The following is a 14321-nucleotide window of genomic DNA, read 5'->3' on the forward strand; positions in this document are numbered from 1 at the left end:
CAATGGTTTGTTCAGGGCTTGCGCGCAGGCGAGGATCGGGCTATTTCAGCGGCGGCCGGCGGCCAGGATGACGAGGAATTGGCCGCCGCCCGGCTCGACGGCGGCGGTCACCGGCAGCCCCGGCACAAGCCGCGAGAATCGGTCCACCAGCCAGTCCGCCGCCTCTTGGGCGTCCTGTTTCGTCGGGCAGCGGGCCACCATTTCGCGGCCGCCTTTGCGCTCCAGCCGTCCGGCGACGGTGATCAGCGGCGCGGGTTCGACCACGTGCAGCCTGTCCGGCCAGGCGATGGCCACCTTGACCGCGCCCTTGCGAGTGTTGCACCCGCGGTGCGCGAGCCGTTCGGCGATCTTGGCCTTCCGGTCCGCGGTCCGGCTGTCGACGCTCGGGCCCCGCGGGTCGTTCACCGACATGTCCGGGTCGACCGGTTCGTCGCACACCCAGCATCGCCAGCCGTCGCGTTCGGCCACGTCGTCGAGGAGACTCACCCGGCCAACCTAGCTTGAAATCGGTGAAGGCCTCCTCGGGGACCCAAGGAGGCCTTCACCGACCGTCTACTTCGTGCAGTGGATCCCGGCTTCACCGCGGTACATCACGAAGCTGATCTTCACCGAGTACAGGTGGATGATCACGCACTGGTCCTGCGTGTACCCGTAGGCGGAAGCGTGGTCGTAGGCCTGCTGCAACGCCGTCCGCTTGGCCGAGGCCGATGTCTTCTCCACGGTGGTCCCGAGAAATGCCCGGGTCTCCTCGGCGCTCGCCACCGACGGCGCGAGTGTCATGAGTCCCGCGAGGACCACGGCGGCCCCCGTGGCGCGGGCGATCGTCCTGTTCATGTTTTCCCCTCCTGGTTTCAGCGCTGGCAGTAGAGCCACACGGTGGCGCTGTAGTAGCTGGTCTGTGACCGGACGTCGGAGCTGCGGACGTAACACTGCGAGTCCAGCCAGCCCGTGTTGCGGGCGAAGGTACGGGCGACCTTTTCCGCCGAGCTGATGGCATCCGTCGGATACGGGCCGGTGCCGGTGCCGTAGAAATTCCCGGTCTCCACGGCGAGCGCCGGCTGTGCCGACATGGTCACCGCGGCCGCCACCAGTGCCGCCGCGGTCAGAAATTTCTTCATGGGAGATCCCCTTCTGGTCGTCAGCCAGGATCGACTGACTCCCCTCAGTCATTCATCTCAGCTAACGTGGAAACCGTAGAGTGACGGCCGTCCGGCTGTCAACCCAGATGAACAAAGCGCCACAAGCCATTCATTTCAGCTAACGGAGGTGAAGATGACCGAACCACGGGCGACCACGCTCACCGACCGGATCGACCGCCTCTTCCAGGTGGTCCGGCGGCCCAACGGCGAGCAGCACAGCCACGAGGAGGTGGCACGCGCCTGCCGGGAGAGCACCGGCGAGTCGTTTTCCGCCGCCTACCTCTGGCAATTGCGGACCGGCCGCCGGGACAACCCGACCAAACGGCACCTCGAAGCGCTCGCGGCGTTCTTCCAGGTGCCGCCCGCGTACTTCTTCGACGACGAACAGGGGAGGGCTCTTGCCGAGGAGGTCGAATTGCTGGGAGCGTTGCGCAACAGCGCGGTGCGCAACCTGGCGTTGCGCGCGGTGACGCTGTCCGAGGAGGGGCTCGGCACCGTGACCGACATCGTCGAGGCGATCAAGCGGCGCGAGTCCAAGCGTGACCAGGGGGAGTAGCCATGCTGGGCAGGAAGAGTGCGCTCTGGCGCAGATGTGAGCGCATCGCGGGCGGCGTGCGGCTGCCGGAGCCGTTCGACGTCACCACGTTGTTCGGCGAGGTCGCGGCGATGCGGGGGCGGCCCATCGAACTGGTGCCGCTCGCCGCGCGGCCGGGGGCGCCGTGCGGTGTGCTCGCGGCCACCGACCGGGCGGACTACGTGTTCTACACGCGGGACACGTCGCCGTTGCACCAGCGGCACATCCTGCTCCACGAACTCGGTCACCTGCTGTGCGGGCACGTCGAAGGCGAGGTACGGCCGGAGACGATCGCGGAGATCGTCGCGCCCAGTCTGTCGGTGGATCTGGTCCGCCGGGTCCTCGGCCGCACCACCTACGCGCGGGAGCAGGAGAAGGAAGCCGAACTGGTCGCGTCGCTGCTCATGCGCCGCGCCGCGCGCACCGGGCCGGAAAACGATCGGCTGCGCCACGCCCTCGGTTCATGATCAGCTACCTGTCCGCCGCGCTGCTGGCGTTGATCGGGCTCACCCGGCTGATGACGGTCCGCGCCGGGCCGAGGTACCTCGCCACGTTCTTCCTCAGCATGGCGGTGGGCCTCGCCGTCTCCGCGGAGGACACGGTCCGGCTGCTCGGCGACGAACTGCTCCCGCGGCTGGTCACCAACGCGCTGCAACTGCTCGCGATGCGCGCGCTGCTGCAACTGGTCCGCAGCACCCGGTCGCCGGAGAAGCCGACGCCGTTCTGGCCGATCGTGCTGTGCTGGGCCCTGATGGTGTTGTGTTATCTGGACTTCGCGCCGCATCGGCTCGAAGCGGGCACGTCCGGATTCCAGTGGCGCTTCAGCATCGTGGCCTACCAGGTGATCCTGACGACGTACGCGGTCATGTGCCTGGTGCTGTTCATCCGCACGCTCGTCCGCAGCGCCGCGGGCCGTCCACGAGGGGCGTTCCGGACCGGTCTGCGGATCCTGATCTGTGCCGCCGTGGTCACCATCGGCTGGGCGCTGTTCTCCGGGCTTCCCTCGCTGTGGCTGGAGATCACCGACCTCGCGGACCTCGACTTCATGCCCCGCGCCCGCCTGGTCGGGCTCTGCGCGATGGTGTTGTGGGTCCTCGGCGGACTGTTCACCACCTGGGACGGCGCGCTCCGGCTGGCGCGCGCGTGGCGGAGGATCCGGGCGGTGACACCGTTGTGGAAGGAACTCGTCGCCGCCCACCCGCAGATCGCGCTGCCCGTGCGGCACGACCTCGAATTCACCTTGTACCGCAGGGTGATCGAGATCCGTGACGGCCTGCTGGCGTTGCGGGCACACGTCCCGCCGCAGCTCGGCGACTGGCTGCGCACCCCGGTCGACGAGCCGACGCGAGCCGCCGCCGAACTCGCCGCGGCACTGGTGATGCGGGAGGCGGGCCGGAGCTGGCCGGGCAACCCGGCGGGCCCGCACCCCAGCGCGCGGGACGAAAGTGCCTGGCTGAGCGCGGTTTCGTCCGCGTTCACGCGGTCCCGTGTGGTGCGGGAGGTCCGTGAACGCGCGCTGGCGGAGGCGGGTCAACCGTCCAGGGAAGAGCCGACGCTCAAGCACCGGTGACGTAGATCCGGGCGATACTCCCGTCCGCCCAGCACAAGCAGAGCCGATGCCCGGCGAAGTGGTAGACGACCGTGGCTTCGCCGTTGGCACGGTTCACCCAGCTGTCGTGCGGAACGGCCCCATGCGCCCGCACGTAGGCATCGACGGACCCACGATGCCCGCCGAGGTCGAGCCCGGAGATCAGCCGGTCCGCGTCCGGGCAGACCGCCACATCGACACTGATCTTCGTCACCAGCCCGTCGAGCGCCTCGATGTAGACGCCGTCGGAGCTCGGCTCGTCCGGGACCAGCTCACTCCGCCGGACGGTCGAGCCGGGGAAGAGCCGCCGAAGTTCCGCGTAGGCCGGGGATTCCTCGGGTTCGCCCAGCGCGGCGCACATCGTGACGATGACACCGGTCAACGGCGTCCCGGGGGCCGGAAGCGGATCGGCCGCGGGCTCCTCGGTCTTCAGGGGTGCCGGCCGCGGGTCCTGCCCGCCGAAGCCCGCCACCCGGTCCCAGATCCAGTCGGCCATCGAGTCGGCGACGGGCTCGTCCGGCTGTCCTGGCCGGCGTTTCACCAGCTTCCCGAACGCGACGGTGACCAGGTAGGCCCCGGCGTCGTCGGTCATCACCTGCTCCCAGACCTCTTTCTCTGGCCAGTCGGGGTGCGCCGCCCGGTCGGCTTCGATCTCGGCGTCCATGGCGAGGATTTCGGCTGCCGACATCAGGCGGAACGGCTCGGTCCAGCCCCAGGCGGCGCCGGAGCCGGGTGGCTGGCCGTCGTGCCAGGTGAGCAGATCCCTCGCGGCCATGGAGCCGACCTTGTCCTCGCCCTCGGCCAGATCCGCGGCCGAGGCTCCCGGCATTAGCGTGTCGCGGAGTTCGGCGGGCATCACCGCGTCCAGTGCCGCCAGCGCGGAGGCCAGGTCGATGCCCAGCTTCAGGTCGCGGATCTGCTGCCAAGCCATCTCGAGCGCGCCGGTGGCTTGGATGTCCGCCAGGGTGATGTCGTCGCCGCGCGCCTTTTCGACGATCCGCAGCATCGTCCGCGCGGTATCCACCAGGGTCTGCAACAGGTCGTCGGTCGGGTCCTCGCGCAGCAGCCGGAGACCGAGTTGTTCGGCGTCGTCGAACCGGTATCGCGCCAGGTAGGCGTAGCCGAGCAGCGTGGCGACCCAGGAGTCCGTCACGTTGGTCCGGATGGCCTCCTCGGCGGCGGGAACGAACCGTTCGGGTGGTGCGCAGGTGCCCAGCAGGTACTCCGCGCGTTTCGCCAGTGCCTTGGGGAGGTGGTCCGGCGCCGTCCGCGCGCACAGCGTCACCGCCTCGTCGAGTTGCCGCCACCCGGCCTCGTGCTCCCCGGCGCAGGCCTGGGCGTGGCCCAGTTGCATCCAGTCGTCCCAGCCCTCGTGGTTCTGGCCCAGTACGGTGCGAGCCCACCGCAACGCCTCGTCGTGGTTGTGCTCCCCCGATTCCAGATGCCGAAGCGCGCGAGCCGCCCAGATGAACTGATTGTCGCGGCGACCGGCCACCCGGAGATAGAGGCGCCGCGCTTCGTCCGCGTCACCGCAGGACTCACGGTGATAGGCGAGCACCATCAACGCGCTGCTCCGCTCGGGCTGGGCCGCGAGCACCCGCACCGCCAGCTCGGCGACCCGGGGATGCGTCGGCTGAGCCTCGAGGAGTTCCCACGCCAGGTCGAGGTCCCGCTCGACGGTGTCGCTCATCGCATGCCCCGCTTCACCCGGTAAGCCCGGAGCTGGTCGAAGGTCCCGTCGTCGACGCCGAATTCCAGCACCGGCGCCACCTGGTCGAACCAGGAGGTGGTGGACGGGGTGATCCCGCCGACGGCGGCCAGCAGCGCGCCGGTGGTGACCGGCACCAGCTCGCCCTTGCTCATCGACTCGACCATCGCCTGCTGCAGCACGGTGGTCGTCAGGTGGCTGAGATCGGCGCCGGAGAACCCTTCGGTCGCCGCCGCGACGGCCACGACATCGACGTCGTCGGCGGGTTTGCCGTCCAGCGCGCCCTGGACGATCGCCGCCCTGGCGACCGCGTCCGGCGGCAGCACCAGCACCGTCTTGTCGATCCGGCCCGGCCTGCGCAGCGCGGAGTCGATGTCCCACGGCCGGTTCGTCGCGGCCAGGAAGTAGACGCCGTCGTTCGCGCCTGCCACGCCGTCGAGCTCCTCCAGCAGCTGCGTGACGAGCATCCGCATCGACTGAGACCCGCCGCCACCGGAGGTGCGCCGTCCGCCGAGCGCGTCGAACTCGTCGAAGAAGATCACGCACGGCGCCGCCGCGCGTGCGTGGCGGAACACGCTCTGGATCGCCTTCTCGCTTTCCCCGATCCATTTGCTGAGCAGGTCCGCGAGGGTCACGTGGATGAAGGACGCGCCGAGATCGCCGGCGATCGCCCTGGCGATGAACGTCTTGCCGCAGCCGGGCGGGCCGTACATCAGCAGCGAGCCGCCCGGTTTCTGCCCGAACGCCGCCGCCAGTTCGGGATTGCGCAGCGGGGTGAGGAACGCGGTGTTCAGGTGCTGCTTGACCTCGGCGAGCCCCACGACGTCGGCCAGCGTCACCGCCGGGCGCTCGGTGTCCCACAGCGACGCCGAAGCCGCGGGGCTCGTGTCGTGACGGTCCTCATCGGACGGGGCCGCCACGACCTCGGCGGGCGGCGGGGCCGACGTCCGCAACCGCGCCGCCATCAGCCGGGCGCGCAGCAGGCGGATCCGCGCCGGATCGCCGCCGTGTGCCTCGAACGCCGTCAGTTCGGTGGCGGCGCGGTCCGGGTCCTGCTCCAGCAGCAGCGTGACGAAGTCCTCGCGCAGCGCCAGATTGCCGGGGTCGGCCTCCACTTCGCGGGCGATCACCTCGATGAAGCCGTCGTCGCTCACCGCGAACCTCCTTCCGCGAATGGTCCAGTGTCCGACCAGAGACAATCATCCCGGCGATCGTGGCGGACAGGCGGTCCGGTGAAGATCCCTGTCAGGGGTGAATCGGGGACGGTCCCTGATGTGCGCCTGCCTCATGGGTTGGACCGTGTTGGGGTGACAGCAAGGACAACGGAGTTACCCCAGCCTCTCGACCGTGCGATGTTCTTCGGCGGCAACGCGCCGATGGAAGGCGTGCTGAACTCACTGGCGATGGAACCTTTCATCACCGGGTCGCAGCCGCACTCACGAGCCGCCGAAATCACCGAGGTCTCACCGGACGCGACGCTGCTGCCCCCGGGAGTCACCGCGGATCTGACGTACGAACTGGACGGACGTCGCTCGCATCTCGCGTCCGGTCCGGAGTGGACACTCGTCGCGCTGCGCCGCCGCGCCGGCGCCGCGACCGTATGCGTATGCGCCACTTCCGGCGATCTGGCGGACGAGGTGCTCGCGGCGGCGGTCGGCACCGCACGGACGGGCACGCCGGGCGAATCGGCCGTGCCGGTCGGATTCTGGCATGTGCAGGGCTGCGGTGGTGCCGGGGTGCGCGCGCCGAGGACGATGGATTTGCCGCCGTGGCAAGCGATCCGCGGCAACTACCCGCGGTCGGCGGTGACCGCGCTCGACACGCTCATGGCGGTGCGCCCGCAGGACATCACCGGACGGCTGATCCTCCTCCACGGCCCCGCGGGCACCGGCAAGACGACCGCCGTGCGCGCCCTCGCGCACGAATGGCGGGACTGGTGCCAGGTCGACAACGTCCTCGACCCCGAGGTCCTGTTCGCCGATCCGGGCTACCTGACCTCGGTGGTGCTCGGCGAGGAGCGGGCGGACAACCGGAAATGGCGACTGCTGATCCTCGAAGACTGCGACGAACTCGTCGGCGCGGACGCGAAACGCGACTCCGGGCAGGCCCTGTCCCGGCTGCTCAACCTGACCGACGGACTGCTCGGCCAGGGCCTGGACATCCTGGTGTGCCTGACCACCAACGAGAACGTCGCGCGGCTGCATCCGGCGGTGGTCCGGCCGGGCCGTTGCCTCGCGGAGATCGAGGTCGGCCCGCTGCCGCGTGACGAGGCGGCCACTTGGCTGGGCGCGGACATCGGCGCCGAGGGAGCCACGCTGGCCGAGCTGTATCGCCTGCGAGCGGCGGTCTAGCCGTTTCGCCGGATTCCCGGGCGGCGGGCTGTTAGGGTCCGCGACATGCGGGTGTGGTTGTGCGGGCTGGTCGTGGGCGTGGTCGCGCTGCTCGGCGCGTGTTCCGGGGGCGGGGCGGGACGCGGCCAGGTGGTGTCCCCGGCGACGCCGACGACACCGTCCACGACGACATCCCCGACGACGACCGGCTCGGTGAAGACGACGACAACGCAGACCCCGGCGACCACCATCACGACCCGGGACACGCCGCACACCACGCGGACCACGACCTACCGTTCGCCGGCGACCCCGAAGCGCTACACGGCCCCGCACCGCCCGCCCACCCGCAGACGCTGAACGTCCCGGTCGCTTTCACGCGAAGATCGCCGTGCGCCAGGCTGACCGGCGAAGGTTACTTCCGCTGCTTCCGTCGTGACGGGCGATCGGCCAAGGTTCCCGTATGCGCGTCCTTCCTGTTTCGCCGCGTGCCCGCAAGACCGTGGTGCTCGGCCTGATCACCGCGGTCGTGCTGGCGGCGTCGGCCTACGGCCTCGATCGGCTGGTCAACGCCCGGACCTTCCAGTTCTATGGCGGCCTGACCCATCGGGTCGAGGTGCCGGACAAGGTCGTGGCCCTCACCTTCGACGACGGGCCCGATCCGGCGGGCACCGGGGAACTCCTCGACGGCCTGGCCAAGGCCGGGGTGCCCGCCACCTTCTACCTGACCGGGCGGGAACTGGAGCGGCATCCGGACCTCGGCACGCGGATCGCCGCCGCCGGTCACGAACTCGGCAACCACTCCTACTCCCACGAGCGGATGGTCTTCGTGTCCGCCGAAACGGTGGCAGGCGAGATCGAGCGGACCGACGCGCTGATCCGCCGCACCGGCTACCGCGGCGAGATCACGTTCCGCCCGCCCAACGGCAAGAAGCTGCTGGCGCTGCCGCGTTATCTCGCCGAACATCGGCGGCGGACGATCATGTGGGACGTCGAGCCGGACTCCTACCCCGAGGTGGCCGCCAGCGCCGCCGGTATCGCCGAGCACACCGCGGAGCACGTCAGGCCGGGCTCGATCGTCCTGTTGCACGGGATGTACCAGAGCCGGGCCACGACCAGGCAGGCGGTGGTCCCGCTGGTCGAGCGGTTGCGGGGGCTGGGCTACCGGTTCGTCACGGTGTCGCGGCTGCCGGCCCAGCGGCCGGGATGACCGCTTCGGTGCGAAACCGGGACCGCTACGGTTGCCGTGCGGGACCGACCACCCAGGGGGACGAATGAGCGAGACGTTGGACGAGACCGTCGCGGGCCTCATGGCCGGGGTCAGTACGACGATCGCCGAGGGCGACAGCATGTTCGCGGGCAACAACACCGCGCACTACATGAGCGTGTCCAGGGACGCGCTGCGTGCGGTGCTCGCCGCGTTGCAGGTGACGGGGCGGCCGGAACCGAAGCGGGTTTTGGACTTCGGGTGTGGTTACGGCAGGGTGATGCGTTCGCTGCGGGCCGCCTTCCCGGCGGCGGAGCTGATCGCGTGCGACATGGACCCGGCGGCGCTGGCCAGTTGCGCGGAGGCGTTCGGCGCGCGGGCGGTGACCGGTGCCCCCGACGTCGACGACATCGAGCAGGTGACCGAGGTGGACCTGCTGTGGTGCGGTTCGGTGCTGACTCATCTCGATGCCCCGGACTGGGGCCCGCTGCTGCGCTACTTCTCCCGCGCGCTGGCTCCCGGTGGCGTCGCGGTGGTCACCACCCACGGCCGCCGGATGGCGATGCGTGCCGAAGCGGGCAAGGACTACGGGCTGGACGCGCGTGCCACCGATCGCATGCTCGCCGCGTACAAGGCGTGCGGTTTCGGCTACAACGACTACGCGGGCAACGACGGCTACGGCATCTCGCTCTGCTCGCCCGGCTGGGCGGTGCAGCGCGCGCTGGAGGCGCCCGGCCTGCGGCTCGCCGGATACGACGAGGCCGCGTGGGATCGCCATCAGGACGTCATGGTGCTGGTGAAGGACGCCAACGAGATCCTGAAGTCCGACCTGTAAACCCCTACCCCGTATCAGCTGTCCGTGAAGGCCTCCTTGAGGGACCCAGAGTCCCTCAAGGAGGCCTTCACGGACTTTGGCGCGCCCGGACGCTGTGCTATACCCTACGGGGGTAATGTAATTTCGGATCGAAGGGTGAAAGCCGATGGACACCACCGTGTACACGGTCAAGGGCATGACCTGCTCGGGCTGCATGAACAAGGTGACGACGGCGGTGAACGGTGTCGCCGGGGTCAGCGAGGTGGACGCGGACATCGCGACCGGCGAGGTGACCGTCGTGAGCGAGGGGCCGGTCGACGCGCGGCTGGTGCGGTCCGCGGTCGAAGAAGCCGGCTACGAGGTGGTCGGCTGACGGCGATGGCTGACAACGGAGCCGAACCGGCCGTCGTCGTCAAGGTCGTGGACAACGGGCCGTATCAGGTGAAGGGGCCCATCCGGCTGGTCGATCACGACAACAACGAATACGAGATCAGCGGACGTACGCACTTGCTGTGCCGGTGCGGCAATTCGGCGAAAAAGCCGTTCTGCGACGGAGCCCATGTCCGGACCGGGTTCGCGGCGGCCAGGGCGGAATGAGAAGCGGGCGGGTGACATGAGGTCACCCGCCCGCTCGTTGTATCGGGGGAATCAGGAGCGCACGAGGCGCGCGATCGCTTCGGAGGCTTCCCGGATCTTCCGGTCCGCCTCGGGGCCGCCTTTCGCCGCGGCTTCGACGACGCAGCCCGCCATGTGCCGCTCGAGGAGTTCGAGCGAGAACGATTGCAGGGCGCGGGTCGCCGCGGAGACCTGCGTGAGGACGTCGATGCAGTACTTGTCCTCCTCGACCATCTTCTGCAGCCCCCGGATCTGCCCCTCGACGCGTCGCAGGCGTTTGAGCTGGCGCTCCTTGTCGTCGCCGTGATCGGCCACGCTCACTCCTCGAGTCGGGATTCGCGTACGGCTCAATCATGCCCGTCCGGCAGTGATGCGTCGAAGGCGCCCGCCGTGGAGGCGGCTGGTGATATACGCCACGGGGGTATGCCTGTTGCCCTACCCCCCTAGGGTATGTAGAGTCGTCGTCAGGAGGTCGAGATGCACGGATACACGCAAGGCAAAGACGAATACCTGACCCGGCTGCGGCGGATCGAAGGACAGATCCGGGGCCTGCAGCGAATGGTCGAAGAGGACAAATACTGCATCGACATCCTCACGCAGGTGTCCGCGGCCACGAAGGCGTTGCAGTCGGTGTCGCTGGGGTTGATGGACGAACACCTCAGGCACTGCGTGTCCGACGCCATCGCCAAGGGTGGCGACGAGGCCGACGAGAAGATCAAAGAGGCGAGCGACGTCATCGCCCGTCTCGTCCGTTCCTGAAGCACCGCAACGAATCCGGAGGAGAAGAGCGATGAGCGAGACCACCTACACCGTCACCGGCATGACCTGCGACCACTGCGTCCGTTCCGTCACCGAAGAGGTCGGCAAGATCGACGGCGTCACCGGCGTCCGCGTGGATCTGCCCACCGGCGCGGTGACCGTGACCGGATCCAAGGAGCCCGCGGTCGCGGATGTGCGCGCCGCCGTCGAAGAAGCCGGATACGAGCTGACCGCCTGATCCGCGGTCCGCTCCCGATCGCGGGCCACGGCCCGTACTAAGGACTTCACGATGAACACAGTTGCGAAGCTCTCCGCCTACGGTGTGGCGCTTGCCCTGGTCGCCGGTGGCGCCTGGGCCGCAGGCACCGCTGTCGGTCCTTTCGCCGGCGCGGCCGGCCTTCCCGGCGGCGAGGACGCCGGGCATGGGGACGCTCACAGCGGCACCGTCGCGGAGGCGGCGCCGACCGACGAGCCCGGCGGGCTCGCGTCGTCCAGGGGCGGCTACACCCTCACGCCCACCACCACGACGCTCACGCCGGGGACGAACCAGCTCTTCTCCTTCAAGATCCTCGGCCCCGACGGCGCGCCGGTCACCGCGTACGACGTCGAACACGAAAAGCGGATGCACCTGATCGTCGTCCGCCGCGACACGGCCGGTTTCCAGCACGTGCATCCCGAACTCGCGCCCGACGGCGTGTGGAGCGTCCCGCTGTCCCTGCCCGAGGCGGGCAGCTACCGCGTCTTCGCGGACTTCAAGCCGACGGGCGGCTCGGCCTCGACACTCGGTGTCGACGTCGCCGCGGCGGGAGAGTTCAAACCCGTCGAGTACCGGCCCTCGCGCGTCGCGGACGTCGACGGCTACCAGGTCCGCCTGGACGGCGAGCTGACGCCGGGCAAGTCGTCGAAGGTGACCTTGACGGTGACCAAGGACGGCCGTGACGTGACCGATCTCCAGCCGTACCTGGGCGCCTACGGGCATTTGGTGGCGCTGCGCGGCGGCGACCTCGCGTACCTGCACGTCCACCCGGACGGCGAGCCCGGAGACGGCCGCACGAAGCCCGGCCCCACGGTGACCTTCTTCGCCGAAGTCCCCTCGGCGGGGACGTACCGGCTGTTCCTGGACTTCCAGCACCAGGGCAAGGTCCGCACCGCCGAGTTCACCGTCGCCACCGCGGGAACGCCCGCTTCGGCGTCCCAGAACCAGACCCCACCCCCGGCGGCCGATGACGGCCACGGCGGACACGGCTGACCGCGAGCCGGAAAGGAGTGACCACGATGACTTCCGATCTGGACCAGGCCACCACGGCCGAGGTCGAACTCGCGATCACCGGGATGACCTGCGCGTCGTGCGCGATGCGCATCGAGAAGAAGCTGAACAAGCTGGACGGCGTCACCGCCACGGTCAACTACGCGACCGAGAAGGCGAAAGTCACCTACAGCGGGGAGATCGAACCCCAACGGCTGATCGAGCAGGTGGAGGCGGCCGGTTACGCGGCCGCCCTGCCCGCTCCGCCGAAACAGGAGCAGCCGGACGGGCCCGTCGAGGAGGCCGACCCGATCGCGCCGTTGCGGCAGCGGCTGATCGGTTCCACGGTGCTGTCGGTGCCGGTGATCCTGCTGGCGATGGTGCCGGCGTTCCAGTTCACCTACTGGCAGTGGATCTCGCTGACGCTGGCCGCGCCGGTGCTGGTGTGGGCGGCGTGGCCGTTCCACAAGGCGGCGTGGGCGAATCTGCGCCACGGTGCGGCCACCATGGACACCCTGATCTCGATGGGCACGCTCGCCGCGTTCCTGTGGTCGCTGTACGCGTTGCTGTTCGGCAGCGCGGGAACGCCGGGGATGACGCACGCCTTCGAGCTGACCGTCGAGCGGATGGCCGGGGACGGCAACATCTATCTCGAGGTCGCCGCCGGGGTGACGACGTTCATCCTCGCCGGACGGTACTTCGAGGCGCGGTCCAAGCGCCGGGCCGGTGCCGCGCTGCGGGCCTTGCTGGAGCTGGGCGCGAAGGACGTCGCCGTGCTCCGTGACGGCAAGGAAGAGCGGATCCCGGTCGACCGGCTCGTCGTCGGGGACCGGTTCGTGGTCCGGCCGGGGGAGAAGATCGCCACCGACGGCGTGATCGTCGAAGGCAGCTCCGCCGTCGACGCGAGCATGCTGACCGGTGAGAGCGTCCCCGTCGAGGTCGGGCCCGGCGACGCCGTGGTCGGCGCGACGGTCAACGCGGGCGGACGGCTCGTCGTCCGTGCGAAGCGGGTCGGCGCCGACACGCAGCTGGCGCAGATGGCGAAACTGGTGGAGGACGCGCAGACCGGCAAGGCGCAGGTCCAGCGGCTGGCCGACCGGGTTTCGGGTGTGTTCGTGCCGATCGTGATCGCGCTCGCCGTCGGCACGCTGATGTTCTGGCTCGGGGCAGGCGGTTCGGTCGCGGCGGCGTTCACCGCGGCGGTGGCCGTGCTGATCATCGCCTGCCCGTGCGCACTGGGGCTGGCGACGCCGACCGCGCTGCTCGTGGGCACCGGACGGGGCGCGCAGCTCGGGATCCTGATCAAGGGCCCGGAAGTGCTCGAGTCCACGCGATCGGTCGACACGGTCGTCCTCGACAAGACCGGCACCGTGACCACCGGGCAGATGTCGCTGGTGGCGGTCCACGTCGCCGAAGACGCCGACGAGGAGACGACGCTGCGCTTGGCCGGTGCGCTGGAAAACGCCTCGGAGCACCCGATCGCGCAGGCCATCGCTCGCGCGGCACGGGAGCGGGTGGGCGAGCTGCCCGCCGTCGAGGAGTTCACCAACGTCGAAGGCCTTGGCGTGCAAGGGATCGTCGACGGGAAGGCGGTACTGGCCGGACGCAGCGCGCTGCTGGAGGAATGGGCGCACCACCTGCCGCCGGACCTCGCGGAGAAGAAGGCGGCTGAAGAGAAGGACGGTCGCACCGCGATCGCCGTCGGCTGGGACGGGAAGGCGCGTGCCGTGCTCGTCGTCGCCGACACGGTGAAGCCGACCTCCGCCGAAGCCATCACGCAGCTGCGGGCGCTCGGCCTGACCCCGGTCCTGCTCACCGGGGACAACGAGGCCGTGGCCCGCGCGGTGGCCGCGGAGGTGGGGATCACCGAGGTGATCGCCGAGGTCCTGCCCAAGGACAAGGTGGACGTGGTCAAGCGGCTGCAGGGCGAGGGCAAGGTGGTCGCGATGGTGGGCGACGGCGTCAACGACGCGGCCGCGCTGGCACAGGCCGACCTCGGCCTGGCCATGGGCACCGGCACGGACGTCGCCATCGAGGCGTCGGATCTCACCCTCGTCCGCGGTGATCTGCGGGCGGCGGTGGACGCGATCCGGCTCTCGCGGCGGACGCTGCGCACCATCAAGGGCAACCTGTTCTGGGCCTTCGCCTACAACGTCGCGGCGCTGCCACTGGCCGCGGCGGGGCTGCTCAACCCGATGATCGCCGGCGCCGCGATGGCGTTCAGCTCGGTCTTCGTGGTCACGAACAGCCTGCGGCTCAAAGGATTCCGCAGCACGGCGAGCTGACGCCCGCTCGAACGAGGCGCTCGCGCGGCACTTCCGGTGTCGTGCGAGCGCCTCTTTCG

Annotated in this window: 19 protein-coding genes; 12 read left to right on the forward strand and 7 right to left on the reverse strand. The window is 69.8% G+C overall.

From position 1 onward, the window contains the following. Positions 1–45 precede the first annotated feature (45 nt). From AORI_RS48590 to AORI_RS48600, 3 genes are all read right to left on the reverse strand, one after another. Entirely contained in the window at positions 46–486 is a 441-nt protein-coding gene (locus tag AORI_RS48590; protein ID WP_016331910.1) for a hypothetical protein, read from the reverse strand. Between the two features lie 66 nt (positions 487–552). Next, complete coding sequence (locus tag AORI_RS48595) at positions 553–834, reverse strand: hypothetical protein (RefSeq protein ID WP_016331911.1); 282 nt, start codon at positions 832–834, stop codon at positions 553–555. A gap of 17 nt (positions 835–851) precedes the next feature. Next, positions 852–1118 (reverse strand): hypothetical protein, encoded by a 267-nt coding sequence (locus AORI_RS48600; RefSeq protein WP_016331912.1) that lies wholly within the window; start codon positions 1116–1118, stop codon positions 852–854. Positions 1119–1272: 154 nt separating this feature from the next. Here AORI_RS48600 and AORI_RS48605 point away from each other — a divergent pair, with 154 nt between their 5' ends. The 3 genes from AORI_RS48605 to AORI_RS48615 are packed head-to-tail and all read left to right on the forward strand — an operon-like array spanning position 1273 to position 3283. After that, positions 1273–1695 (forward strand): helix-turn-helix domain-containing protein, encoded by a 423-nt coding sequence (locus AORI_RS48605; protein ID WP_016331913.1) that lies wholly within the window; start codon positions 1273–1275, stop codon positions 1693–1695. A 2-nt stretch (positions 1696–1697) separates the two neighbouring features. Continuing rightward, the gene (locus AORI_RS48610) at positions 1698–2180 is read left to right on the forward strand and encodes an ImmA/IrrE family metallo-endopeptidase (protein ID WP_016331914.1); all 483 of its coding nucleotides are present in this window, start codon (positions 1698–1700) and stop codon (positions 2178–2180) included. After that, positions 2177–3283, forward strand: a complete 1107-nt coding sequence (locus tag AORI_RS48615; RefSeq protein WP_016331915.1) for an MAB_1171c family putative transporter — start codon at positions 2177–2179, stop codon at positions 3281–3283. The genes AORI_RS48610 and AORI_RS48615 overlap by 4 nt, the downstream gene beginning before the upstream one ends. On the opposite strand, the gene AORI_RS48620 is transcribed toward AORI_RS48615, so the two are convergent. Further along, positions 3270–4991: a tetratricopeptide repeat protein gene (locus tag AORI_RS48620; protein ID WP_016331916.1), complete on the reverse strand. Its 1722-nt coding sequence runs from the start codon at positions 4989–4991 to the stop codon at positions 3270–3272. The two genes, AORI_RS48615 and AORI_RS48620, sit on opposite strands and share 14 nt — an antisense overlap. Continuing rightward, positions 4988–6163: an ATP-binding protein gene (locus AORI_RS48625; RefSeq protein WP_016331917.1), complete on the reverse strand. Its 1176-nt coding sequence runs from the start codon at positions 6161–6163 to the stop codon at positions 4988–4990. Before AORI_RS48625 ends, AORI_RS48620 begins: the two co-directional genes overlap by 4 nt. A gap of 153 nt (positions 6164–6316) precedes the next feature. Here AORI_RS48625 and AORI_RS48630 point away from each other — a divergent pair, with 153 nt between their 5' ends. After that, complete coding sequence (locus AORI_RS48630; protein WP_200870962.1) at positions 6317–7360, forward strand: DUF5925 domain-containing protein; 1044 nt, start codon at positions 6317–6319, stop codon at positions 7358–7360. On the opposite strand, the gene AORI_RS83645 is transcribed toward AORI_RS48630, so the two are convergent. Continuing rightward, positions 7357–7605 (reverse strand): hypothetical protein, encoded by a 249-nt coding sequence (locus AORI_RS83645; RefSeq protein ID WP_158509119.1) that lies wholly within the window; start codon positions 7603–7605, stop codon positions 7357–7359. The genes AORI_RS48630 and AORI_RS83645 overlap by 4 nt on opposite strands. A 194-nt stretch (positions 7606–7799) precedes the next feature. Between AORI_RS83645 and AORI_RS48640 the strand changes: the two genes are divergently transcribed. The 4 genes from AORI_RS48640 to AORI_RS48655 all read left to right on the forward strand — a co-directional run bounded on the left by AORI_RS48640 (position 7800) and on the right by AORI_RS48655 (position 9954). Then, complete coding sequence (locus tag AORI_RS48640; protein WP_016331920.1) at positions 7800–8546, forward strand: polysaccharide deacetylase family protein; 747 nt, start codon at positions 7800–7802, stop codon at positions 8544–8546. 64 nt (positions 8547–8610) lie between these two features. Beyond that, entirely contained in the window at positions 8611–9378 is a 768-nt protein-coding gene (locus AORI_RS48645) for a class I SAM-dependent methyltransferase (protein WP_016331921.1), read from the forward strand. Between the two features lie 145 nt (positions 9379–9523). Then, a complete protein-coding gene (locus AORI_RS48650) occupies positions 9524–9730 on the forward strand; it encodes a heavy-metal-associated domain-containing protein (protein ID WP_016331922.1) in 207 nt (68 codons plus the stop codon). A gap of 5 nt (positions 9731–9735) precedes the next feature. Continuing rightward, the gene (locus AORI_RS48655; protein WP_016331923.1) at positions 9736–9954 is read left to right on the forward strand and encodes a CDGSH iron-sulfur domain-containing protein; all 219 of its coding nucleotides are present in this window, start codon (positions 9736–9738) and stop codon (positions 9952–9954) included. Positions 9955–10005: 51 nt separating this feature from the next. On the opposite strand, the gene AORI_RS48660 is transcribed toward AORI_RS48655, so the two are convergent. After that, positions 10006–10287 (reverse strand): metal-sensitive transcriptional regulator, encoded by a 282-nt coding sequence (locus AORI_RS48660; RefSeq protein WP_016331924.1) that lies wholly within the window; start codon positions 10285–10287, stop codon positions 10006–10008. A gap of 162 nt (positions 10288–10449) precedes the next feature. Here AORI_RS48660 and AORI_RS48665 point away from each other — a divergent pair, with 162 nt between their 5' ends. Genes AORI_RS48665 through AORI_RS48680 form a run of 4 tightly spaced genes read left to right on the forward strand, consistent with a single transcriptional unit; the run spans position 10450 to position 14262 of the window. Continuing rightward, complete coding sequence (locus AORI_RS48665) at positions 10450–10731, forward strand: metal-sensitive transcriptional regulator (RefSeq protein ID WP_016331925.1); 282 nt, start codon at positions 10450–10452, stop codon at positions 10729–10731. A 31-nt stretch (positions 10732–10762) separates the two neighbouring features. Continuing rightward, positions 10763–10969 (forward strand): heavy-metal-associated domain-containing protein, encoded by a 207-nt coding sequence (locus AORI_RS48670; protein WP_016331926.1) that lies wholly within the window; start codon positions 10763–10765, stop codon positions 10967–10969. A 51-nt stretch (positions 10970–11020) separates the two neighbouring features. Continuing rightward, a complete protein-coding gene (locus AORI_RS48675) occupies positions 11021–11980 on the forward strand; it encodes a hypothetical protein (protein ID WP_016331927.1) in 960 nt (319 codons plus the stop codon). A 26-nt stretch (positions 11981–12006) separates the two neighbouring features. Next, positions 12007–14262 (forward strand): heavy metal translocating P-type ATPase, encoded by a 2256-nt coding sequence (locus AORI_RS48680; RefSeq protein WP_016331928.1) that lies wholly within the window; start codon positions 12007–12009, stop codon positions 14260–14262. Positions 14263–14321: the final 59 nt, after the last annotated feature.

The organism is Amycolatopsis keratiniphila, assembly GCF_000400635.2.
Lineage (GTDB): Bacteria > Actinomycetota > Actinomycetes > Mycobacteriales > Pseudonocardiaceae > Amycolatopsis > Amycolatopsis keratiniphila.

Bases quoted from the DNA above. Each gene is read 5' to 3' on its own strand.
- AORI_RS48595 (WP_016331911.1), bottom strand. From the start codon at position 834: ATGAACAGGACGATCGCCCGCGCCACGGGGGCCGCCGTGGTCCTCGCG.
- AORI_RS48600 (WP_016331912.1), bottom strand. From the start codon at position 1,118: ATGAAGAAATTTCTGACCGCGGCGGCACTGGTGGCGGCCGCGGTGACC.
- AORI_RS48605 (WP_016331913.1), top strand. From the start codon at position 1,273: ATGACCGAACCACGGGCGACCACGCTCACCGACCGGATCGACCGCCTC.
- AORI_RS48610 (WP_016331914.1), top strand. From the start codon at position 1,698: ATGCTGGGCAGGAAGAGTGCGCTCTGGCGCAGATGTGAGCGCATCGCG.
- AORI_RS48615 (WP_016331915.1), top strand. From the start codon at position 2,177: ATGATCAGCTACCTGTCCGCCGCGCTGCTGGCGTTGATCGGGCTCACC.
- AORI_RS48620 (WP_016331916.1), bottom strand. From the start codon at position 4,991: ATGAGCGACACCGTCGAGCGGGACCTCGACCTGGCGTGGGAACTCCTC.
- AORI_RS48640 (WP_016331920.1), top strand. From the start codon at position 7,800: ATGCGCGTCCTTCCTGTTTCGCCGCGTGCCCGCAAGACCGTGGTGCTC.
- AORI_RS48645 (WP_016331921.1), top strand. From the start codon at position 8,611: ATGAGCGAGACGTTGGACGAGACCGTCGCGGGCCTCATGGCCGGGGTC.
- AORI_RS48650 (WP_016331922.1), top strand. From the start codon at position 9,524: ATGGACACCACCGTGTACACGGTCAAGGGCATGACCTGCTCGGGCTGC.
- AORI_RS48655 (WP_016331923.1), top strand. From the start codon at position 9,736: ATGGCTGACAACGGAGCCGAACCGGCCGTCGTCGTCAAGGTCGTGGAC.
- AORI_RS48665 (WP_016331925.1), top strand. From the start codon at position 10,450: ATGCACGGATACACGCAAGGCAAAGACGAATACCTGACCCGGCTGCGG.
- AORI_RS48670 (WP_016331926.1), top strand. From the start codon at position 10,763: ATGAGCGAGACCACCTACACCGTCACCGGCATGACCTGCGACCACTGC.
- AORI_RS48675 (WP_016331927.1), top strand. From the start codon at position 11,021: ATGAACACAGTTGCGAAGCTCTCCGCCTACGGTGTGGCGCTTGCCCTG.
- AORI_RS48680 (WP_016331928.1), top strand. From the start codon at position 12,007: ATGACTTCCGATCTGGACCAGGCCACCACGGCCGAGGTCGAACTCGCG.